23 protein-coding genes are annotated in these 18,681 nt (G+C 64.0%); 6 read left to right on the plus strand and 17 right to left on the minus strand.

Annotated elements, in window-relative coordinates; translation table 11 throughout:
- Nucleotides 1–26: 26 nt before the first annotated feature.
- From BLR35_RS05300 to BLR35_RS05315, 3 genes are all read right to left on the minus strand, one after another.
- Entirely contained in the window at nt 27–1,175 is a 1,149-nt protein-coding gene (locus tag BLR35_RS05300) for a TIGR04053 family radical SAM/SPASM domain-containing protein (RefSeq protein ID WP_090378404.1), read from the minus strand.
- Between the two features lie 633 nt (nt 1,176–1,808).
- On the minus strand, nt 1,809–2,114 hold the full coding sequence (locus BLR35_RS05310; protein WP_090378410.1) for a CGCGG family putative rSAM-modified RiPP protein: 306 nt from the start codon (nt 2,112–2,114) through the stop codon (nt 1,809–1,811).
- 51 nt (nt 2,115–2,165) lie between these two features.
- The gene (locus tag BLR35_RS05315) at nt 2,166–2,567 is read right to left on the minus strand and encodes a ubiquitin family protein (RefSeq protein WP_090378414.1); all 402 of its coding nucleotides are present in this window, start codon (nt 2,565–2,567) and stop codon (nt 2,166–2,168) included.
- 88 nt (nt 2,568–2,655) lie between these two features.
- Here BLR35_RS05315 and BLR35_RS05320 point away from each other — a divergent pair, with 88 nt between their 5' ends.
- Nucleotides 2,656–4,026 (plus strand): hypothetical protein, encoded by a 1,371-nt coding sequence (locus BLR35_RS05320; RefSeq protein ID WP_090378416.1) that lies wholly within the window; start codon nt 2,656–2,658, stop codon nt 4,024–4,026.
- Nucleotides 4,027–4,033: 7 nt separating this feature from the next.
- Here BLR35_RS05320 and BLR35_RS21230 read toward each other — a convergent pair whose 3' ends face one another.
- The 5 genes from BLR35_RS21230 to BLR35_RS05340 are packed head-to-tail and all read right to left on the minus strand — an operon-like array spanning nt 4,034 to nt 7,186.
- Nucleotides 4,034–4,393 carry an NAD(P)H-binding protein gene (locus BLR35_RS21230; RefSeq protein ID WP_211704967.1) on the minus strand — a complete coding sequence of 120 codons (360 nt, stop codon included), beginning with the start codon at nt 4,391–4,393 and terminating at the stop codon, nt 4,034–4,036.
- On the minus strand, nt 4,297–4,677 hold the full coding sequence (locus BLR35_RS20870) for an NAD(P)H-binding protein (protein WP_211704964.1): 381 nt from the start codon (nt 4,675–4,677) through the stop codon (nt 4,297–4,299). The genes BLR35_RS21230 and BLR35_RS20870 overlap by 97 nt, the downstream gene beginning before the upstream one ends.
- A 51-nt stretch (nt 4,678–4,728) precedes the next feature.
- Nucleotides 4,729–5,943: a hypothetical protein gene (locus BLR35_RS05330; protein ID WP_090378419.1), complete on the minus strand. Its 1,215-nt coding sequence runs from the start codon at nt 5,941–5,943 to the stop codon at nt 4,729–4,731.
- 3 nt (nt 5,944–5,946) lie between these two features.
- Nucleotides 5,947–6,552, minus strand: coding sequence for a DUF7998 family protein (locus BLR35_RS05335; RefSeq protein WP_090378422.1), 606 nt, complete (start codon nt 6,550–6,552; stop codon nt 5,947–5,949).
- 16 nt (nt 6,553–6,568) lie between these two features.
- Nucleotides 6,569–7,186: a universal stress protein gene (locus BLR35_RS05340; protein WP_090378425.1), complete on the minus strand. Its 618-nt coding sequence runs from the start codon at nt 7,184–7,186 to the stop codon at nt 6,569–6,571.
- A 156-nt stretch (nt 7,187–7,342) separates the two neighbouring features.
- Here BLR35_RS05340 and BLR35_RS05345 point away from each other — a divergent pair, with 156 nt between their 5' ends.
- Complete coding sequence (locus tag BLR35_RS05345) at nt 7,343–8,914, plus strand: long-chain-fatty-acid--CoA ligase (protein ID WP_090378428.1); 1,572 nt, start codon at nt 7,343–7,345, stop codon at nt 8,912–8,914.
- 89 nt (nt 8,915–9,003) lie between these two features.
- Here the strand turns inward: BLR35_RS05345 and BLR35_RS05350 are convergent, their stop codons facing one another.
- Complete coding sequence (locus tag BLR35_RS05350) at nt 9,004–9,465, minus strand: universal stress protein (RefSeq protein WP_090378431.1); 462 nt, start codon at nt 9,463–9,465, stop codon at nt 9,004–9,006.
- A gap of 89 nt (nt 9,466–9,554) precedes the next feature.
- On the opposite strand from BLR35_RS05350, the gene BLR35_RS05355 reads away from it, so the two are divergent.
- Nucleotides 9,555–10,295, plus strand: a complete 741-nt coding sequence (locus tag BLR35_RS05355; RefSeq protein ID WP_090378434.1) for an SDR family NAD(P)-dependent oxidoreductase — start codon at nt 9,555–9,557, stop codon at nt 10,293–10,295.
- A gap of 122 nt (nt 10,296–10,417) precedes the next feature.
- Here the strand turns inward: BLR35_RS05355 and BLR35_RS05360 are convergent, their stop codons facing one another.
- On the minus strand, nt 10,418–10,675 hold the full coding sequence (locus tag BLR35_RS05360; protein WP_090378436.1) for a DUF7123 family protein: 258 nt from the start codon (nt 10,673–10,675) through the stop codon (nt 10,418–10,420).
- Between the two features lie 2 nt (nt 10,676–10,677).
- On the minus strand, nt 10,678–10,923 hold the full coding sequence (locus tag BLR35_RS05365; RefSeq protein WP_090378439.1) for a DUF8028 family protein: 246 nt from the start codon (nt 10,921–10,923) through the stop codon (nt 10,678–10,680).
- 400 nt (nt 10,924–11,323) lie between these two features.
- On the opposite strand from BLR35_RS05365, the gene BLR35_RS05370 reads away from it, so the two are divergent.
- Nucleotides 11,324–12,088 carry a geranylgeranylglyceryl/heptaprenylglyceryl phosphate synthase gene (locus tag BLR35_RS05370; protein WP_090378442.1) on the plus strand — a complete coding sequence of 255 codons (765 nt, stop codon included), beginning with the start codon at nt 11,324–11,326 and terminating at the stop codon, nt 12,086–12,088.
- A 130-nt stretch (nt 12,089–12,218) separates the two neighbouring features.
- Here the strand turns inward: BLR35_RS05370 and BLR35_RS05375 are convergent, their stop codons facing one another.
- Nucleotides 12,219–12,629, minus strand: coding sequence for a TRAM domain-containing protein (locus BLR35_RS05375; protein ID WP_090378446.1), 411 nt, complete (start codon nt 12,627–12,629; stop codon nt 12,219–12,221).
- A 140-nt stretch (nt 12,630–12,769) separates the two neighbouring features.
- Nucleotides 12,770–14,521: a radical SAM protein gene (locus BLR35_RS05380; RefSeq protein ID WP_090378449.1), complete on the minus strand. Its 1,752-nt coding sequence runs from the start codon at nt 14,519–14,521 to the stop codon at nt 12,770–12,772.
- A gap of 101 nt (nt 14,522–14,622) precedes the next feature.
- On the opposite strand from BLR35_RS05380, the gene BLR35_RS20550 reads away from it, so the two are divergent.
- Both BLR35_RS20550 and BLR35_RS05385 read left to right on the plus strand, forming a co-directional pair.
- Nucleotides 14,623–14,781, plus strand: a complete 159-nt coding sequence (locus BLR35_RS20550) for a DUF7559 family protein (protein ID WP_170830966.1) — start codon at nt 14,623–14,625, stop codon at nt 14,779–14,781.
- A 220-nt stretch (nt 14,782–15,001) separates the two neighbouring features.
- Nucleotides 15,002–15,454: an Hsp20/alpha crystallin family protein gene (locus BLR35_RS05385; RefSeq protein ID WP_090378452.1), complete on the plus strand. Its 453-nt coding sequence runs from the start codon at nt 15,002–15,004 to the stop codon at nt 15,452–15,454.
- Between the two features lie 110 nt (nt 15,455–15,564).
- Here BLR35_RS05385 and BLR35_RS05390 read toward each other — a convergent pair whose 3' ends face one another.
- The 4 genes from BLR35_RS05390 to BLR35_RS05405 all read right to left on the minus strand — a co-directional run bounded on the left by BLR35_RS05390 (nt 15,565) and on the right by BLR35_RS05405 (nt 18,662).
- Nucleotides 15,565–16,749: an NAD(P)/FAD-dependent oxidoreductase gene (locus tag BLR35_RS05390; protein ID WP_090378455.1), complete on the minus strand. Its 1,185-nt coding sequence runs from the start codon at nt 16,747–16,749 to the stop codon at nt 15,565–15,567.
- Nucleotides 16,746–17,516 (minus strand): creatininase family protein, encoded by a 771-nt coding sequence (locus tag BLR35_RS05395; RefSeq protein ID WP_090378458.1) that lies wholly within the window; start codon nt 17,514–17,516, stop codon nt 16,746–16,748. The genes BLR35_RS05390 and BLR35_RS05395 overlap by 4 nt, the downstream gene beginning before the upstream one ends.
- A 78-nt stretch (nt 17,517–17,594) precedes the next feature.
- Nucleotides 17,595–18,185, minus strand: a complete 591-nt coding sequence (locus BLR35_RS05400) for an NUDIX hydrolase (protein ID WP_090378461.1) — start codon at nt 18,183–18,185, stop codon at nt 17,595–17,597.
- Nucleotides 18,186–18,188: 3 nt separating this feature from the next.
- The gene (locus tag BLR35_RS05405; protein WP_090378464.1) at nt 18,189–18,662 is read right to left on the minus strand and encodes a DUF7109 family protein; all 474 of its coding nucleotides are present in this window, start codon (nt 18,660–18,662) and stop codon (nt 18,189–18,191) included.
- Nucleotides 18,663–18,681 lie beyond the last annotated feature (19 nt).

The raw sequence follows: 18,681 nt of genomic DNA on the forward strand, positions 1-18,681 counted from the left end.
TTTTTCCGCGACGATCCGATCAGTCGTCAGTCCCCCAGTGAAACGCCCTCTGGAGGAGCGCCCGTTAGCTCGTCGTCGTCCCACGGGAGCGGCCCGTCGTACCCCTCCGGAACGTACGGACAGAGCGGATCGCTCTCGAGTGGGTTCCCGGTGGTAGCATAGGCACGCGACCGACTCCCACCACAGACGTGGCGGTACGGACAGGACCCGCACTTCCCCTCTAGCTGGTCGCGATCACGCAGCGACTGGAACAGTGGAGCGTTCCGGTAGATGTCGTACACCGGCCGTTCGCGGACGTTCCCCGCCGACTCGGGGAGGAATCCGGAGGGGTAGACCTCACCGATGTGGCTCACGAACGCGAAGCCGTCGCCGGCGATGATCCCCGTCCGACGCTGGATGCCGTCGTTGCCGGCCGCCTCACGCTCTGACTGCCCACCGTCGGCGTTTTCCCGATCCCGCTGGATCGACACGCGCCGGTAGTGGGGCGCTTCGGTGGTCTTGACCCCGAACGGCTCCTCGCTACTTACCTCGTCGAGCCAGGCCATCACCGCGTCGGCTTCGTCGGGGTCGATCGGCTCGAGGATGCGCCCGCGACCGACGGGCACGAGGAAGAAGACGCTCCACAGCACGGCACCGATCTCCCGGAGCAAGTCTCGGATTTCGGGGAGATCACCGATAGTCTGGCGGCAGACAGTCGTATTCACCTGGACGGGGAGGCCGGCCTCCCGTGCCTGTTCGACGGCGCGGATCGTCTCCGCGAAACTGCCGTCCTCGCCACGGAAGTCGTCGTGACTCGCTGGCGTCGCACCGTCGAGACTGACGGCCATCCGTTTGAGGCCGGCGTCGGCCAACCCCTCGATGCGTTCTCTGGTCAGCGAGTGCGTGCCGCTGGGCGTGATCGTCATCCGGAGTCCGAGGTCGTCACCGTAGGCGACGAGTTCCTCGACGTCGTCGCGGACGAGCGGGTCGCCACCCGAGAGGACGACTAACTGTCCGTCGCCGAACTCCGCGGCGTCCTCGAGCAGCCGCTTCCCTTCCTCGGTCGTGAGTTCGTCCGGGTGACGCCGGGACTGAGCGTCGGCCCGGCAGTGGTCACACGCCAGCTCACAGGCCTGAGAGAGTTCCCAGATGAGTACGAACGGTCGCTCCGCGGTGTCGAGGTGGCGGGGATGCATTACTCGAGAGTACCGATTACGGGAAGGAAAGGCCCGCTACCGTTCCCAGCGGTCGGGAAGACGGTGACATGTTCGTCGGGAGAGTGAAGTAGTGGGTGCTGTTGAAATCCTAAAGAAGTGATGTATTTAGGGTGATACAAAGCACGAATGCACCGGGCGGTGAGACTCAATCGACGCGGGTGGTGAAGATGGGCAACGACCATCGGCAGACACTGCTCACGTGCTAGGTCGAGGAGGAGAATCTGATGAATCTCCTCAAGTTTATTCGAACGTGTGATAGATCAATAGTTACTGATGTCTTCGAAAACGGAGGCCGACCAAACCCGATTTGTGTCGATTTTCAGGGAACCTGAGGGATGGCCGGAGAATGCTCTGTTCTTCTTATTAGCAGGAGTTTGTTTCACGATACCATACGTTCGCGGCTACTCAGGCTGGGTGACAGTAGGATGGATTCTTAGTGTAATCGCTATCGCTGAATCCGTACCGCAGCATCGAACAGTGCTCGCAGGAACCATTCGGATCGGGGGTCTTGGCCTCGTTTTTCTTACTGCCGTTGTGATCGATTCTGGAATACTTACATAGTTGAATTCGTGGTTTGAAACACTGGGAATCGTAACGAGGTCAAGGAGTCGACTACTCATCGACGTGTACTCGAGTCACGTGCCCGCCACACCCACACTGGTCGACGTACTCGAGACTAACCCCTTCACCGAACACATCCTCGAGTTCCTCCCAGAGGTACGTCTCGGGGTGGCCGTGCTCCCCGTGGGTGACCAGGTTGACGTGGTAGCCCGCCTCAGTCGCCACCACCGCGTCCTTGGCTTGCTCGACGACGAGGTCGCGATCCGCAGCGTGTTTCGGTTTCTCGAGGTTCGCAGACCAGGAACAGTCGTGGGTCTGCCGCGTCACCGGCTCGACGTCGCTGACGTCTTCGCTCATGGCCGTGAGTTCCCGCCCGAATGGGGTAAGGACTGAGACGAATCCGTTCGGCTAGCAGCAGAACATGAACGGGTAGATCAGTGCGACCCGGTCGCCGGCCACGAGTTCGGTCTCGAATCCGTCGTAGTGTTCGTTGAACCGGCCGTTGATACAGACCCGTGCGTACGGCCGCGTCTGCTCTCCCTCGGGGTTCTTGCGCCAGGTGCCCGGCAACTCCTCGGGTGGCTCCGCCCAGCCGTGGGCCGTCGCCTCCTCCTCCGTCTCGGCGATGAGCATGTCCTCGACGTCGTACTCCGCGAAGAAGGCCTCGAGGAAGTCTCGTAGTCGGTCGCCCTCGAACGTGTACTCGAGTTCGTGGGTGCCGACGGCGTCGCGGACGTGGCCGGTACAGCGGACCTCGACTGTGGTCTCTCCGTCGGCGGATCGCTCTTGCTGGGTGGCTTCGGTGGACATACCCATCGATACGGCGGCAAGCGGCGAAAGCTCCGTTCCGAACACGTTCGGACACAACGGGACGGCACTGGGGTGCTAACGAGCGAGTATGAACCAGATACCGGGTGGGCTCCGGACCGACCAGCAGCCACCGATGGCGATCCCACTGCGGCACTTCGTGCTGGCGCTTGTCTTCCTCGTCGTCGGTGTCGGCGGTGGCACCGTGATGGCCGTCGGAACGCTGCCCGGGTTGGCCGAAATCGCCCACGTTCACGTCCTCCTGCTCGGCTGGATCGGCCTGACGATCATGGGTGCGATGACGCAGTTCGTCCCCGTCTGGTCCGGCGTGACGATCCACTCGAGACGCCTCGCGGTCGCACAGTTGTGGCTCGTGGTCGTCGGGCTGGCCGCCTTCGTTCCTCTCTTGCTCGTCGGCGACCTCGCCTGGCTCCCGCTGGCTGCGCTCCCCCTGCTCGCAGGGGTCTGGCTGTTCGTCTACAACGTCGGGCGCACTCTCGCGCGAGCGCGCCCGCTCGAGTTCACGGAACGTCACTTCGCGTTCGCACTCGCCTGTTTCGCCGCCCTCGCACCGCTTGGCTACCTGCTCGCCGTCGACTTCACGACGCCGGTGCTCGACGGGACGCCGTTCGCGAGAGGCGACGTCCTGCTCGTCCACACGACGCTTGCGCTGTACGGGGCCGTCCTCGCGACGATCGTCGGCGCGCTCGTACAACTGGGCCAGATGTTCGCCCAGTACGAACTCGACAAGGTGGACGATCGGCTGCTCGAGGCCGAGCAGCTCCTGTTTCCTGCGGGTATCCTCGCGTTCGCGACAGGACGAGGGCTGGGGATCGAACCGCTTGCAGGGATCGGCGGCGTCGCCGTGCTCGTCGGACTGGCCGCCGCCACGGTCGTTATCGTCCGTATCCTCGGCGGGGCGACCGCCGACCGATCGCCGATGACCGACCGGTACTGGGTCGTCGCCGTCTCGCTTCTCACGTGGATCGTCTTGACCCTTCCTGCCTGGTGGGTCGACCCGCTCGGCTACGGCGGGCTGTTCGGCCACCCGGACGCGACGAACCTGCTCGTCTTCGGCGTCTTCGGCTTCGTCGTCGTCGGCTCGCTGTACCACATCGTCCCCTTCATCATCTGGATCGAGCAGTACAGCGACCGGCTCGGCTTCGAACAGGTGCCGATGATCGACGACCTCTATGACGACCGGCTCGAGCGGGCCGACTTTGCCCTGACAGTGGTCGGCTTCGCCGGGATGTCGGCGGCCCCGCTGCTCGACCTTCCAGCGGTGGTTCCAGCCGTCAGCGGAATCGTCGCGACCGTCGGCTTCTGTCTGTTCGTCGCGAACGTTCTCCTGACGATCCATCGGCACGGGCCTCGCGGCCTCCCCGGCGTGTTCGTCTCGGACGACGACGGAGACGACGAGAGTCCGGCGAGCGAGGTCGGTGAGGTCGCCGACGGTCCCTGATCGCCGCTTAGCCGTCGGAACGAATCGCCTCCTCGACGGGCGTCTCGCCGCCGAAGAGCCCGATCGTTTCGCCGATCGTCTCCTCGTTCTCCAGGCAGGCGACGGCCGCCTGGGCGACGTCGGCCCGCGGAATCTCATCTCCGTCTTCTCCGCGGGATTCGAAGGTCGACGAAACCTGTCCGGTTCCCTCATCGTCGGTGAGCGCCGTCGGCCGAAGAATCGTAGCCTCGAGCGGCGACCGCTCGAGGTAGTCGTCGGCACATCGTTTCGCTACCAGTACGGCCGCATCGCGTCCGGTCCGGTCATCGGATCGTCCGTGCCCTGCGAACTTATCATCACGTACCGGTCGATTCCGTGTTCGACGCAGGCGTCGATCGTCCGTTTCGCTCCCCAGAGGTCGATCAGCAGCGTCTTCCCCCAGTCCGTGTCCCCACCTGCTCCAGCCGTGAACACGAGGGCGTCGGCCCCTTCGATTGCCGACTCGAACTCTCCCTCGAGGTCGCCGAGCCGCGGTTCACCGCCACGGTCGCGGATCTCGTCGAACTGTGATTCGTCGCGGACGACTCCGATCGGTTCGTGGCCGGCGTCCTCGAGTCGTGGGAGTAGCTCGCGACCGATCCCGCCGTTTGCGCCGATGACTGCGACTTGCATCGTGGTTCCTCCCGACACCGGCGTGGGTCAAATAGGTGCAGTGGCCGACTACTACGTGAACCCGCGCTCGAGAAAGATCGTCCCCAGGACGACGGCGTAGAGCACGGCGCCGAGCACCGAGAACGTGCGCCCGACGACCTCGAGCGCGGAGGCATCCACGACGAGCACCGTCGCCTCGAGTGCCAGCCCGACCGCGAGCGCAGCGGCCGCCACGCCAGCGGTTCGGTCGTCGACGAATCGCTGGCTGGCGATCGCTGGCGGATAGAAGTGGTACGTAACTCCGACGATCGTCAATCCGAGGAAGCCACCGACGGCGAGTCGGTAGTGGACGTCGAACGCGGTGGACGAGCCGATCTCGAGCCCGGCCGCAAAGGAGAGTCCGAGTACCGCCGCGAGCGCGCCGAAGCCGACGCCTGCGAGGATCGTCCAGCCGCCGACGCGACGCCGTTCGCTCCGTCGGTACATGTCGGCGTAGGCGACGGCGAACGCGACGAGTGCGATCGCCTGCAGCGACGCACCGACCTGGAACAGCCAGCCGCCGTGGAGGTCGATCGCGAGCAGTGCCGGTCCGATCGCGCCCGCCGGAAGAACCACTGCGACGAGCGGTATCCGCGGGTCGACCACGAGCAATCGGGGGAGGAGCCGGAATCCGATCGCGAACACGAGCAATCCTGCCGTTCCCGCGGCCAGCAGGTGCGTCGTCGCGGGGCCCGCAGAGAGGAGTGGCGACTCGAGGCCGATCCCCTCGAAAAACGCGAGCAGCGAACCCACTAACAGGTACGCGATCACGAGCGGGACCACAGCGTTGGCAGCGCGGTCGACGCGCTCGCGGTGGCCGTCGACGTTTCCGGTACCCGTCTCCGCGCCGGTGAGGTTGTCCCGGACGGTCAGCCCGAGGCTCCCGACGAAGACGAGACAGCCCGCGGTCCAGAGAGCGAGTCCCACGGGTTCGGCGGCGGCCAGTCCGATCTCTGCTCTTCCAAGGAAAGTACCGACCGTTCCGAGTGCAGCGAACGGGAGGTGGACCGCCGGTGCCCACGGAACGGCGAGTTCGCGAGCGAAGTAGGAAGGAACCAGCCCGTAGGCCTTCCCGAAGACGACGTGAAAGACGAACCCGAACACTCCGAGGACGACCGTCGACGAACGGGGATACCCCGCGAGGACGGCGACTTGCCAGGCGACGAAGAAGCCGACGCCAACGACTACGAGTGCGCGCGACCAGCGAGTAACTGTCGCCGATCCCGAGCCACGACCAGTCGCACCCATCGATCAGAACGGCGATTCAGTTCGAGTCCCTGTTTCACCGTTGCTTTCGTTCTCGCCGGGAATCTCTCCCGTCTCTACGTACTCGGACTCGAGTCGCTCGAGGGAGTCGTTGACTGCCTCGGCCTGGTGGTGGTTCGGCCGGACGCGAACGCGGACGAGGTCGTACTCGTGGCGGTCGGAGAGCCCGTTCCAGGCCCGAAACGATCCTTTCGTGAGGGCGTCGGCCTGCGGGCAGAACTCGGTGGTCGGCGTGAACTCCGCCCGCAGGACGGTCGGATCGTCGGCCTCGACCGCATAGCGGTAGCCAGCCTCGGGATGGCGGTGGTCGAGGTTGAGCCTCACCAGGTTGTAGCCGAACGTCGCGTCGTAGACGCCACGCTCCTCGAACAGGTCTCGAGTGAGTTCGTGGAAGTCGACGTGATCCTCGTCGACGAGGATCTCGTGGCCCTCGAGGAACGATCCGGGATCGGGGAGGTGTTCGGGGACGAACTCGGAGATGTCGTCGAAACCGGCGTCTCCATCGGCCGTGGAGCCTCTCGCGAACGGATTCATATCGATTTCACCTAGGCTCCGGACGGTCCAGTAGCTCCCCCCGAACGTGTTCCCCATTTCCGGTGAAAAGCGATTATTCGTCGACGGGCCCGAACGAGACCGCTCCCGTGACGCCGTCGATGCGGGCGTCGACTGGGCCATCCTCAGTCTCGAGTGGAACCACCCAGGTGCCGCTGATTCGGTGGACGTCGCCCGCGAGCGGAACTCCCCGATCGTCTCCCCGTTCCTCGAGGGCGTCGCGAGCGAGGCGTTCGGCCTCGTCCTCGTCGTCGATCCGAATCTCGTCGGCCAGTCGGACCGTCACGATGGGAACCTCGGCCATGCGAACGATCCGTTCCGTGACGCTCCCGACCAGGACGCGGTCGATGCCGGTTCGTCCCTGCGTCCCCATCACGATCGCGTCGATCCCGTGCTCGTCGGTGTACTCGAGGATCACCTCGTGTGGAACGCCCTGTTCGACCGCCGTGACGACGTCGACGCCTCGCTGCCGGGCTTCGAACGCGACGTGGTCGGCCGCTCGCTGGGCCGCCGGCGTCGCCGTCTCGTTCTCGAGGGTGCCAAGCGGCCCCTCCGGGACGACCGACAGCGCGTGAACCGTCGCGTCGAACTGCGCTGCGAGTGCCAGACCGTGTTCGATCGAGCGACGCGTATCGTCGCTGCCGTCCGTCGGAATGAGAACGTCGTCGTACATTGACGAGTATCTAGGGACGGTCGTCTTAAATACCCTCGAGTTGCCGTTCGGCGATCACGGATCGTCCGTGGGTCGTTAACTCCGATAGCGCCAACGGAGCGGATTGTGAACGATGTAAACACTTTTCGTGGCTCGTGTGGGGCCATCGCATGGAGCATGACGAACATCGTCACCAACATCGCGGAGACGGTCGAGTCTCACGGGAACAACGCTGCGATCGGCTTCCAGGGCGAGGAGACGAGTTACGAAGAGTTCTGGGCACAGAGCGGTGCGTTCGCCGCCGCACTCGAGGAGCACGGACTCGGGGAGGACGATCGGGTTGCAATCTATCTGCCGAACGTCCCGCCGTTCCCCATCGCGTTCCACGGGACGCTCCGGGCCGGTGGGGTCGTCGTCCCGATGAATCCACAGTACAAGGCTCGCGAGATCGGCCATCTCCTCGCGGATAGCGAGGCGAAGGTCGTCGTCACGCTCGCCGACCTCGTCCCGTTCGTCGAGGAGGTTCGGGACGACACCGACGTCGAACACGTCGTCAGCGTCGGTGGCGATGCCGACGGCGCGACGCCGTTCGAGGAGTTTCTCGTTCACGCGGATCCCGAAATTACGGATCGAGCGGACGACGACGTCGCGGTCCAGCCCTACACCAGCGGGACGACGGGCCAGCCGAAAGGCGTCCAGCTAACGCACGAGAACCTCACGTCGAACGCGACGGCGGCGAGCGAACTCATCCCCGACGGAATTCGCCCCGACGACAAACAGCTCGGCGTCCTCCCGCTCTTTCACATCTACGGGATGACGGTGGTGATGAACGCGACGCTGTTCAACGGCGGCACCTACTACGCGGTGCCCGAGTGGGACGCCCAGAACGCCGTCTCGATCATCGAAGACGAGGAACTGACGATCATGCACGGCGTCCCGGCGATGTACAACGACGTCATCAACCAGCCCGACGCCGAGTCGTTCGACCTCTCCTCGCTTCGACTCTGTGGCGTCGGTGGCTCGGGAATTCCGACCGAAGTCCTCCGGACGTTCGAGGACCTGTACGACGTCGAGATCTACGAGGGGTACGGCCTGACCGAAACCAGCCCCATCACCCACTTCAACAGTCCCATCGACGGACGACGCGTCGGTAGCATCGGCAAGACGGTTCCGGGCGTCGACTCGAAGGTCGTCGACGAAAACTTCGAGGAGGTGACGGCGGTCGAGAGTGGCCCCATCGATGAAGACGAGGCCGATCTCGACGGGATCACCGGCGAAATCGTCGTCTCCGGACCGAACGTGATGAACGGCTACTACAGACTCCCCGAGGCCAACGAGGAGGCGTTCACCGAAGCGGACGGCACCCGATGGTTCCACACCGGCGACGTCGGCTACCACGACGAGGACGGCTTCTTCTACGTCGTCGACCGCGAGAAACACGTGATCGTCACTGGCGGCTACAACGTCTACCCTCGAGAGGTCGAGGAACTGCTCTTCGAACACGACGCCGTCGCCGACGCTGCCGTCGTCGGAATCGAAGACGAACGGCGCGGCGAAACCGTCAAAGCGTACGTCGTCCCGACGCCAGAGGCCGACGTTTCGCCCGAGGAGATCAAAGAGTACTGTCTCGAGAATCTCGCCGAGTACAAACACCCCCGTGAGGTCGAGTTCGTCGAGGAACTGCCGCGAACGACGACCGGGAAGGTCCAGAAGTTCAAACTCGAGGAACGCGAAGTAGCGGCCGAATAGCCGGCTATCAGACGGGCCGCTGTAAGTCGTTTCCGGCGCGACCGCGTCCCGTATGCGGTCGCATCGATAAATCGTTACAGCGGTCCGTCTCAGTCGCTGCCGCGGACGAACGTCACCGGACACGGCGAGGACAGCAGGACTTCCTGTGCCGTCGATCCGAACACTGCCTTTCCGGTCGGCGACCGCCGACGCCCGCCCACGAGGACGCGGTCTGCGTCGACCTCCTCCGCGAGATCGATGATCGACGGTCCGTGATCGCCGACCATGCCGCGAATTTCGTAGTCGATATCGTGCTCTTCGAGCGGCGACTGGAGGTCCCTGATCGTCGAGTGGCGGCCGGCGACGACGTCCGGTTCGACCGCTTCGCCAGTCTCGTCGAACTCGAGTCGGTCGAGCACTTCGTCGTACTCGCTGTCCGTGAAGACGTGCCCGAGGACGACGGTCGCGTTGGCTGGTTCGGCGACCTCGAGGACGGCGTCGCTGAGTTCGTCGATACGGTCTGTATCGCCGGGACCGACGGCGAGGAGTATCGTTTCCAGTGCTACTGTCATGCCTCCAGTAATACAGCGCGGCGACGTAAAACCTCGTGCTACTGTAATCTTCCGGGCGACTTTTCCACCCCGTAGTCGACTACCCGGACATGGACGAACCCGATCTCTCGAGTCAGACCGTCCTCGTCACGGGGAGTGCGAGAGGCGTCGGCCGCGAACTCCTGCTGGCGACGGCCGACTGTGGGGCGAAGACGGCCGTTCACTACCACACGAGTGCCGATGCCGCTCGCGAAGTTGCCGACGAAGCGTCCGAGCGTGGGGCGGAGAACGTGATGACGGTCCAGGGTGACGTGACTGATCCCGAAAGCGTCGAAGGAGTTTTCGGCGCGATCGAGTCGGAACTCGGTACCGTCGACGTGCTCGTCAACAACGTCGGCGACTTCGCGCCGACTCACTGGGCAGACCTCGCGTTCGAGGACTGGAAACGCGTCTTCGAGACGAATCTCGACGGAACCTACCTCTGCTCGAGACGGGCGTTGCCGGCGATGCGAGAGAACGGCTACGGACGGATCGTCAACGTCGGCTACGCTTCGTCGGAGAAAGGGCTGGTGAGTCCGAAGAACTTCCCCTACTTCGCCGCGAAAGCCGGCGTCCTGATGTTCACGCGGATGCTCGCGGCCGACACGCAGGACGACGCCATTACCGTCAACGCCATCTCGCCGTACGTGGTCGAAAACTCCGACGAGTTCCCCGACGAACTCCCGCAGGACCGGCCCGCGCGATACGAAGACCTGATCCAGCCGCTGTACTTCTTCCTCGATCCCGATACCGAATACGTAAGCGGTGAAAACGTCGAAGTCGACGGCGGCTGGTTACCCGAATCCGTCTGAAAACTACCGCGTTGTGTCGTCGGACTCGTCTCGCGTCGATTGCGACTCGAGCGTCGCAGCTACCTGTCTAGCTGCTCGATCGGCGGCTCGAGACCGCTCTTCGGGAGTGAGCATGGCGACGGTCAGGTGTCTTTCGCGACGCGCCAGGTGGTCGCGGACGTGTACGACCACTTCTCGATCTCCAGTTCGTCGGCCGAGTCCTGAAGCTGGACCATCAACGCGCCGATCTCTTTCGGAGAGAGATCGACGTCGTCGGCGATGAATTTGCCTTTGACGTAGAGATCACCCGACTGACGCTCGAGTTCCTCTTTGAAGTACTCGATCAATCGCTGTGCCTTCGACGATTGCTGCGGAGTCGTGGGGGTTGCGCTCGTACTCATGATTACTGGGGGGTGTGGTTGTGACCGGCGATTGCACACGCACTGTACACGGCGAGGAAACCGATCGCGGTCGGCAGTGTGACCGACGCGACGCCTACCGCCAGCATCACGAGTGCGCATACTGGAAGCAGAATCGTCGTCCAGAAGGCGATCGCACGAATCGGGAAGACGACGGACTCGCTCACGACGGAGGCGACGCGTCGTACGGCAGGCCCGGTGTGAGTGTCCGTGTCTGAGATCAACGGCATGGTTTACCTCTCACTTCTCCCTTGCACCTCCGACCCCATATAAAGGACATATCATTAGACGTGATTCACCTATTTTCACGAATATACGTTTTTGCGCCACGTTTCACCTCGTTTTACGAACAGATGAAACGGCCTTAGAATCCGCTAGAAATTTTAGAACCGAACCTAATCGATTTATCCGTTCTCTAGATTACACCTCCAAAATTCGCCGGTCGAACACGATTTCACGAGGTCGAATCGCCGTTTCGATTTGAGTCCGGTCGCTCCTCGAGAAAAACGAATCGACGTCACTCTCGAGGAAAATGTCGGATGGTATCACCCCTGATACCGAACCCGATCGGCGGTGGCCTCCATCCTGTGAAACCGATACAAAATTCACAACGGGATACGAACGGCCGCCATGAACGTCGACTGGAGCCGGATCACACACGTTACGAAGGTCGATCCAGCGAAATCACTCCCGGACGACCTCGAGGTTCTCGACGGAACCGATCTGATCATCGTCGGCGGATCGGACGGCGTGACGGCCGAGAACACGCTGGAAGCGGTCAGTGCGATCACCGAGTCCTTTCCCAGCCTCCCGGTCTGGCAGGAGCCGTACAGTTCCGATCACGTCTCGAGGGATACCATCGAGGCCGTCGACTACGTCTCCGTTCCTGCGGTCTACAACGGCGATCGAGAACACTTCGTCGGCAAGCACGTCGACCTCTTCACCGAGGTCGGGAAGAAACCGGAGGAACTGCTCGGCTCGAGTCTACCGGTCGTCGGTAGCCTCGTCGCATCGAAAGGCGAGAAGGCGGTCTCGAAGCTCACGGAAAAGTTGATCGGCGAGGGGTACGTCGTTCAGCACCTCGACTCCGCGGCCGCGGACGTCTCCGGAGTCGAGACGCAGTACACGCCGGAGCAAGTCGCAGGCGCGGCGCTTGCAACCGAGTCGTTCTACGGCTTCCCCGTCTTCTACGTCGAGTACTCGGGAACGTACGGCGGGCCGGCGGACGTCGAGGCCGCCTCGACGTACCTCTCGGAGACGACGCTCCTGTACGGCGGCGGGATCGATAGTCGCGAGAAGGCAACGGAGATCCTGAAAGCCGGCGCGGACGCGATCGTCGTCGGCGACTGTTTCCACGACGATCCAGACCGGTTCCGAGAGACGATTCCAGCCTGACGATCGGTCGGCCGGAGAAATGCGACCGAAGAATCGGTTCGGCGGTCGCTACGCGTAGATTTCGGTCCTCGAGTACTGCGACACTCGAGGAGAGCGATTGGCTGGCTTCACGAACCGAACGTGGAAGCCGTTAGAACGTTTCCTCGATGATCTCGCCGACCGCAAAGTTCGACTTGACTTCGGTGACTTCGATCTTGACACGGTCGCCGACGTCGGCACCGGGAACGATGATGACGTAGCCGCGTTCGACGCGGGCAATTCCATCGCCCTGTTTGCCGATGTCTTCGATCTCGACGTAACGCGTTTCGCCGACGTCGACCGGTGGCTGTGGTTCCGATGGCGCACTCTGTGGCTGTGTCGAGGCTGACTCCCCGTCGGTGTCAGTTGCCTCGTCGCGCGAGATGAGTGCGACGCGGTACACTTCCTCCGGATCGATGTCGCCGGTCTCCACTTCCTGGCGTGGTACTTCGATGACGTATCGGTCCTCCTCTGCCGATACTTCGGTACTGAACAGACACAGGAGTTTTTCAGATATCTCCACAGGTAGACCCTCATCACTCTCTCTACGCCGCCTGCATAATAGAACTACCGACCGACTGTCTCCGAATCCGGCTGAACGGCAGTGACCGGCGCTCGAGTCGGCGTGAAACCAGTGGTTACGGCAACCAATGACGCTCGGTATCAGTCGCCGTCGGCCCGTTCGACAGCCCCGGCCGTCACGAACTGTGAGAGGTCGACTCCGGCCTCCGTCTCGGCCTCGATCCCCGGACTCGCATCCGTGATGGAATCGTACGGCCGATTGACGACGATGTCGCCCGCAGTCCGGTCGCCGACGCCTGGAATCGCGGTGAGTTCGTCCATCGACGCCTGGTTGACGTCGAGCGGGTACGGAACGCCGGTGACCGAGCGGTAGCCGTGGTCGACGACCGCCACGTCGATCGTCTTGCCGAGTTCGCGTTCACCCGGAATCCCCACGAGAAGCGGGTACGTACCGAGTTGCCGGCCGAACGTCTTCCCATCCTGATGGTACTCGAGGTGGACGTCAGGGAGGACGGTTCCGGGCGGGGCGACCCGCTCGAGCATCGGGTTGTCGATCTCCTCGCGGACCTGCCGTTTGTAACGTTTGAACAGCTTCTTGTGCTCTTTCGCGATTTGCGCGCCCGTCTCGGACATCTCGGTGCCGTCGAACGACATCACCTGGCGGATGTTGACCCGCCGGAGCATGTACCCCTCGTCGTAGACCCGCTGGAGGAACTCGCGGTTGAGCTCGTAGGTCTCCTCCCGTTCACCCTTCAGGCCGTGCAGGAGGTTGATGCCGGGAAGCAGTTTGGGAAGTCGGCGTGGCGCGTCGTCGCCGAAGGTAGGTGCGTCCTCGCGGTCTTCACCGGGACGCCAACCAGCCTCTTCGTTGACGATTTTGACCGCCTCGAAACACTCTTCGGCGGTGACGTTGAGGTTGTTCTCCTCCTGGACCACGGGGTCGGCAGACTCGAGACCGAACGCGGCCGTGTCGCCGGGGGTGTTGTGCTCGGCGATGATCCGGATCCCCTCGCGGGACTTTTCGGGCCACTCGACGATCGTGATGGGGTTCATGTTGTCGAGGTGGAGCGTCTCGAGGTCGGGTGCGACCTCGCGAATCCCGCTGTAGAGCTGTCGCAGCGCGTCCGGGTTCGGCGCTTCGCCGTCGCCGCCGTAGGCGAGGATGTCGGCCTGGCGGCCGAGCCGGAAGTGTTTCACGCCGTAATCGGAGAGTGCGTCGACCTCGCCGACCACAGTGGGGGCGGGCCGGAAGTCTGGATTGCCGTACAGCGGTTCCGTACAGAACGAACACCGGTATGCACAGCCACGCGAGGTCTCGAGTTCGGCGATCAGGTAGTCGGGATGGTTGGGGTGTTGCTCGACGACGAACGCGCCGTCCTGGGCCCACCGCGAGACCTCGTCGATATCGCGCATCCGGTTGTTAAAGCCCTCGAGACCGCTCTCGACGAGGTCGTGGACGGCGGCCTCGACGTCGCCTTTGGCGACGAAGTCGAAGTCCAGGTCCTGGCGTTCCGTTTCGGTCGCGCCGGCGTTTTCCTCGCCGACGCCGAACTTGACGGGGCCTCCCATCAGGCTCGTGCCGCTTGCCGTCCAGGCAAGCTTTCGGACCTCGTCGGGTTCGGCAGGCGTGCCGCCGACGTACTTCCCGGGGACGGTCATCCCACCCAGGTAGATCAGCAGATCGGCCTCGTCGACGTCGCGCCAGCGGTTGGTTTCGTCGCGCAGGCCGTCGATCGTGTGATAGGTGATCTGCTCGCGGGGAACCCCCGCGTCGACGAGTGCTCCCGCGGTGTATCGCGGGTACGTCGAGATGTACGGCGGCACCCCGAAGTGTGCGGGCTCGTCGACGTAGCCGTCGACGATGGTCACCGACAGCTGTTCGGGGTCAGTCATACCGACCGATAGCGTCTCGAGTGGTAAAACGGTGACTACACGCGGGAGAGTCGACACGAGAGCCAAATGTTGATTAGTTCGGGACTCGGTTACGCAACCGTATGCCACCGACGGAAGAGATCGTGTGTACCGCGGAGGACTGCTTTCTCGATATGTTCGAGAACCACTACACGTACGACGTCCCGGACGAGTTCGACGTCTCCGAACTCTCCTGTCCCGTCTGTGGCGGAACGGAGTGTCTGGAGCCGGTCGAACTCTAATATTCAGAACGTATGACAATATTTTCTCGTTCGGCTACTGGATCACAATCGATAACAACGGTGACGTCGTACGGTCCAATCCGGTTATGACCAGGGTGTACTGTCACCGCTTCGCTACCGATCTCGCCGCCACTCCAGCCGTTTCTCTGTGGTCGTCTCCGACTCCGGTCTCCGACTCGAACCCGACGGGTACGCCGGACGCAGTCGGAGGTGAGACGCCGTGAACCTGAAAGGCGTCGGCAAGTCGATCGGCAAGACGATCTATCGTGGAATCGGACGCGCGAACAGCCGAATACAGAGCCATCGGTCGCTCCCCGTCGACATTCTCGAGGACGAAACCTCGTATCTCGTCGTCTTCGACGCACCCGGCGCAGAACCCGACGACGTCCAGGTGCGATACCTCGAGGGGAACGTCAGAATCCAGATCGACCGCTTCCGCCAGTTTCGTGACCGCTACGAGATGCGGTTTCCGGGCCGCGGGATGACCCTCGGCGGCGAGGCTGAACTCCCGTCCGACGCGATCGTCGATCCCGATGCGGGGACGGCGACGATCACCGAGACGGGGACGCTGAACGTCGAAATCCCGAAAGATCCCTCCGCTGACGAAATCGAATCACCAGCGACGGAATTACACGACGAACAGAAAACGGACGTTCCTGCAGGCGACGATTGAGACGGATTGCAGTAACTGTTTACGCACAACCGCGACCCGTCCGGCGGTTATGCCGGCAATAATTTACCGTAGTCCGTATGGCCAGTCGTGGGCCCGACGAGGCCGCGTGATCACTCTCTATCGCCAATCTGCATCCCTTCTGTCACCTCGAACTCCTCGTCGCCGTCGAACCGCGTCGGATCGAAGGCGTCGATCCCGTCGCCCCCGAGAATCTCCGTCGCGATCCGCTCGCCGATCGCCGGCGCGCGCATGAACCCGTGACCCTGGAACCCGGTCGCGACGTACAGTCCGTCTTCGATCTCGCCGACCAGCGGGTCCCCGTCGGGTGTCGACGTACAGAGGCCGGCCCAGGCGCGCTCGAGTTCTGGCTCTGCCTCGGGGAGCCGATGCCGGACGCGCTCGAGCAGGTCCTCGGCGAACCCGTCGTTTGCCTCGCGGTCGTACTCGTCAGGATCGGCCTCCCAGAGTTCGGTGCCGTCACCGGCCAGGATCCCTTCCGGGTGGGGACGGACGTAGAATCCAGCGGTTGCGTCGAAGCAGGTCGGCTCCGCGAGATCACAGTTCGCGACGAGCGCCTGGACGCGGTAGGGCTTCATCGGGATCGGTACGCCCGCGTCGGCGAGCACCTGCTTCGTATGAGCGCCCGCAGTGACGAGGACGGCGTCGACCTCGCGGGCCTCGCCGTTTTCGGGGACGACGCGTGGCGGATCTGTCCGAGCTTCGACGGGGTTCTCGGGCTCGAGGTCGGCTCCAGCACCGTTGGCCGCTGCCGCGAGCGCAGCCGTGTACTTCGCCGGGTCGGTGTAGCCCGCCGCACCCGCGATGCCGGCGACTGCGACGTCGTCGGTTCGGAGCCCGTCGAACCGGTCGGCCAGCGCGTCGGCGTCCATCTCGAGGGCGACGACGCCGTTTTCCTGCATCCGAGTGACCTGCTCGCGGACGAGGTCGGCGCGTTCTTCGTCGCCGTCCTGGGCGAGCCAGACGTACGGGCACTCGACGAACGGGAAGGTTTCGTCGCCCGAGAGCGCACGGAACCGCTCGATCGCGTCGCTCGCGATTTCGGCGTCCAGCCGGTCGGCGTAGGCGTCGTAGCAAACACCCGCCGCACGGCCGCTCGCGCCGCTTGCGATGCCGTCGCGGTCGTATAGCGTCACGTCCGCACCCGCACGAGCGAGGTCGTACGCAGCGGTCGCGCCGACCGCGCCAGCGCCGACGACAGCGACCTCGAGGTCGACCGACTCGTCGGTGAAGGCGTCGGCACCGACGGCGAGTTCGGGTTCCGAGTCGCCGCTCATTTGTGATCACGCGGCCAGCAGTCCTCGAGCGGTCGCTCGGCGAGCCAGTCGATCAGCGCGGAGAGTCGATCGCGGCCCGTCTCGAACAGTTCCCGGCCCGCGTCGGGATCCGCTTGCGTCGGCCGTCCGACCGCGCCGCTCTCAGAGAAGTCGATCGTGTCGAACCCGATGTTCGCTCCGTTGACGGACTTCCCCCAGCTCTCGCTGGCGCCGTCCTCGGCGGCCTCGAGTTCGTCGGGGTCGACGAGTTCCTCGTGGAGGTGCCACAGCAGGCTGGACTCCATCGCGTCGGCGTGGCCGCCTTCCTCGTCGAACAGGTCGTCGGCGAGGTCGTCGACGGCGTCCCACCAGTTCCACGGCGGGGCAAAGGCCGTCCGCTCGTTCCGCAGCGTCCGTGCGGCGCGTCCCAGCGCGGCGCTGTTCCCGCCGTGGCCGTTGACGACGACGGCCTTACGGACGCCGTGTTCGGCGAGGCTCGAGAGCGTCTCCGTGACGTAGCGTTCGAAGGTCCGGTCGGAGACGTACAGCGTTCCGTCGAACTGGCGGTGATGTTCGCTGACGCCGACGGGAACCGTCGGGAGGACGACGGCATCACCGCCCTCGCGGTCGACCGCTGTCCGGGCGAACGCCTCGGCTGCCAGGTGGTCCATTCCCAGAGCCAGTGCGGGGCCGTGCTGTTCGGTACTACCGGTCGGGAGCACCGCGACGTCGGCCGCCTCGAGTACGTCTGCGGCCTCGCTCGTCGTCTGTTCGGCAAGCAGCGTCATACCTACTTCTGGCGGTCGAAGTGACTTATACTCTCGGACGGATGCATCGAAGAAACCCTCCGACGGCGGCACGGCCGGTCACTCCGATCGGCCGACCCGTTCCGGCGGCTCGAACTCCGTCGCGAGCTCGAGCAACTGGACCAGAATGCGGCCGGTGGCCCCCCAGACGGTGTAGCCGTCGACGTGGAAGTAGTGGATGACGATGTCGCCGTAGTAGGGGTGATCGCGGCGCTCGTACTCGTAGTTTGCAGGGTCGAGAATCCCCGATAGCGGGAGCAGGACGATCTCGGCGACCTCGCTGTCGTCGCGTTCGTACTCGCGGTCGGGAACCCGGGCGACGAAGGGAGTCACGGCGTACTCCGTGACCGTCCGGATGTCGTCGAGTCGGCCGACGACCTCGGCCTCGGCCGGCTCGAGTCCGATCTCCTCGTTTGCCTCGCGGAGAGCCGTCTCGAGGATCGTCTCGTCGACCGGTTCGGCCCCGCCGCCGGGGAAACTCATCTGGCCGGGATGTTCCCCGAGATGATCCGCCCGCCGGGTAAACAGGAGGTGCTGTTCGCCGTCGCGGTCGACGATCGGCGCGAGGACGGCCGCGTCGTGTTCCTGATCGTCGATCTCGCGGGGTTCGTGGGCGGCGATCGGATCGAGGGTCAGTGTCGTCCGTGGCATAGATTACTCGAGTGTCGCTTCCAGCCGACTCCGTTCGGCCGCGAGATCGATCGGTGCCCAGGATTCGACGTCGTAGCTGAGGTCTATTAGTTCTCTGATTCGGTCGTCGTCGTTCGATTCGACGGCGCTCTCGAGGTCGGCGACGAACCGGTCGCGAACCGACTCGCCGAGTGCCGCTCGATCGAGTCGTCGCCGCTCGATCTCGAGGATGTGAGGAACGTCCTCGGCGTCGTCCGGAACGGTCGGGAACGCCGTCGGCCCGGCAACGAGAAGTTCGTCGTCACCGTCCCAGCCGTCGTACTGTACGAGGGAAAACGATGCGATCGCGTCGTCGATGGCCGCCTCCAGCGCCGCCCCGTCGACAGACCCGCCGTCCGCCCGGAACGCGGCTTCCGAGAGCGCACGATCGAGTTCCGCTCGGGTCAACCCACCGAACAGGTCGACCACGCCAGCAAGTTCGTCGGCGGTCGCGTCCATACGCGGCAACACGGGCGGT

It is taken from the genome of Natronobacterium texcoconense (assembly GCF_900104065.1).
Taxonomy (GTDB): Archaea; Halobacteriota; Halobacteria; order Halobacteriales; family Natrialbaceae; genus Natronobacterium; species Natronobacterium texcoconense.

What these genes read in the sequence shown, in the direction of transcription:
- BLR35_RS05300 (WP_090378404.1), bottom strand. Translation starts at nt 1,175, where the DNA reads ATGCATCCCCGCCACCTCGACACCGCGGAGCGACCGTTCGTACTCATC.
- BLR35_RS05310 (WP_090378410.1), bottom strand. Translation starts at nt 2,114, where the DNA reads ATGAGCGAAGACGTCAGCGACGTCGAGCCGGTGACGCGGCAGACCCAC.
- BLR35_RS05315 (WP_090378414.1), bottom strand. Translation starts at nt 2,567, where the DNA reads ATGTCCACCGAAGCCACCCAGCAAGAGCGATCCGCCGACGGAGAGACC.
- BLR35_RS05320 (WP_090378416.1), top strand. Translation starts at nt 2,656, where the DNA reads ATGAACCAGATACCGGGTGGGCTCCGGACCGACCAGCAGCCACCGATG.
- BLR35_RS20870 (WP_211704964.1), bottom strand. Translation starts at nt 4,677, where the DNA reads ATGCAAGTCGCAGTCATCGGCGCAAACGGCGGGATCGGTCGCGAGCTA.
- BLR35_RS05330 (WP_090378419.1), bottom strand. Translation starts at nt 5,943, where the DNA reads ATGGGTGCGACTGGTCGTGGCTCGGGATCGGCGACAGTTACTCGCTGG.
- BLR35_RS05335 (WP_090378422.1), bottom strand. Translation starts at nt 6,552, where the DNA reads ATGGGGAACACGTTCGGGGGGAGCTACTGGACCGTCCGGAGCCTAGGT.
- BLR35_RS05340 (WP_090378425.1), bottom strand. Translation starts at nt 7,186, where the DNA reads ATGTACGACGACGTTCTCATTCCGACGGACGGCAGCGACGATACGCGT.
- BLR35_RS05345 (WP_090378428.1), top strand. Translation starts at nt 7,343, where the DNA reads ATGACGAACATCGTCACCAACATCGCGGAGACGGTCGAGTCTCACGGG.
- BLR35_RS05350 (WP_090378431.1), bottom strand. Translation starts at nt 9,465, where the DNA reads ATGACAGTAGCACTGGAAACGATACTCCTCGCCGTCGGTCCCGGCGAT.
- BLR35_RS05355 (WP_090378434.1), top strand. Translation starts at nt 9,555, where the DNA reads ATGGACGAACCCGATCTCTCGAGTCAGACCGTCCTCGTCACGGGGAGT.
- BLR35_RS05360 (WP_090378436.1), bottom strand. Translation starts at nt 10,675, where the DNA reads ATGAGTACGAGCGCAACCCCCACGACTCCGCAGCAATCGTCGAAGGCA.
- BLR35_RS05365 (WP_090378439.1), bottom strand. Translation starts at nt 10,923, where the DNA reads ATGCCGTTGATCTCAGACACGGACACTCACACCGGGCCTGCCGTACGA.
- BLR35_RS05370 (WP_090378442.1), top strand. Translation starts at nt 11,324, where the DNA reads ATGAACGTCGACTGGAGCCGGATCACACACGTTACGAAGGTCGATCCA.
- BLR35_RS05380 (WP_090378449.1), bottom strand. Translation starts at nt 14,521, where the DNA reads ATGACTGACCCCGAACAGCTGTCGGTGACCATCGTCGACGGCTACGTC.
- BLR35_RS20550 (WP_170830966.1), top strand. Translation starts at nt 14,623, where the DNA reads ATGCCACCGACGGAAGAGATCGTGTGTACCGCGGAGGACTGCTTTCTC.
- BLR35_RS05390 (WP_090378455.1), bottom strand. Translation starts at nt 16,749, where the DNA reads ATGAGCGGCGACTCGGAACCCGAACTCGCCGTCGGTGCCGACGCCTTC.
- BLR35_RS05395 (WP_090378458.1), bottom strand. Translation starts at nt 17,516, where the DNA reads ATGACGCTGCTTGCCGAACAGACGACGAGCGAGGCCGCAGACGTACTC.
- BLR35_RS05400 (WP_090378461.1), bottom strand. Translation starts at nt 18,185, where the DNA reads ATGCCACGGACGACACTGACCCTCGATCCGATCGCCGCCCACGAACCC.
- BLR35_RS05405 (WP_090378464.1), bottom strand. Translation starts at nt 18,662, where the DNA reads ATGGACGCGACCGCCGACGAACTTGCTGGCGTGGTCGACCTGTTCGGT.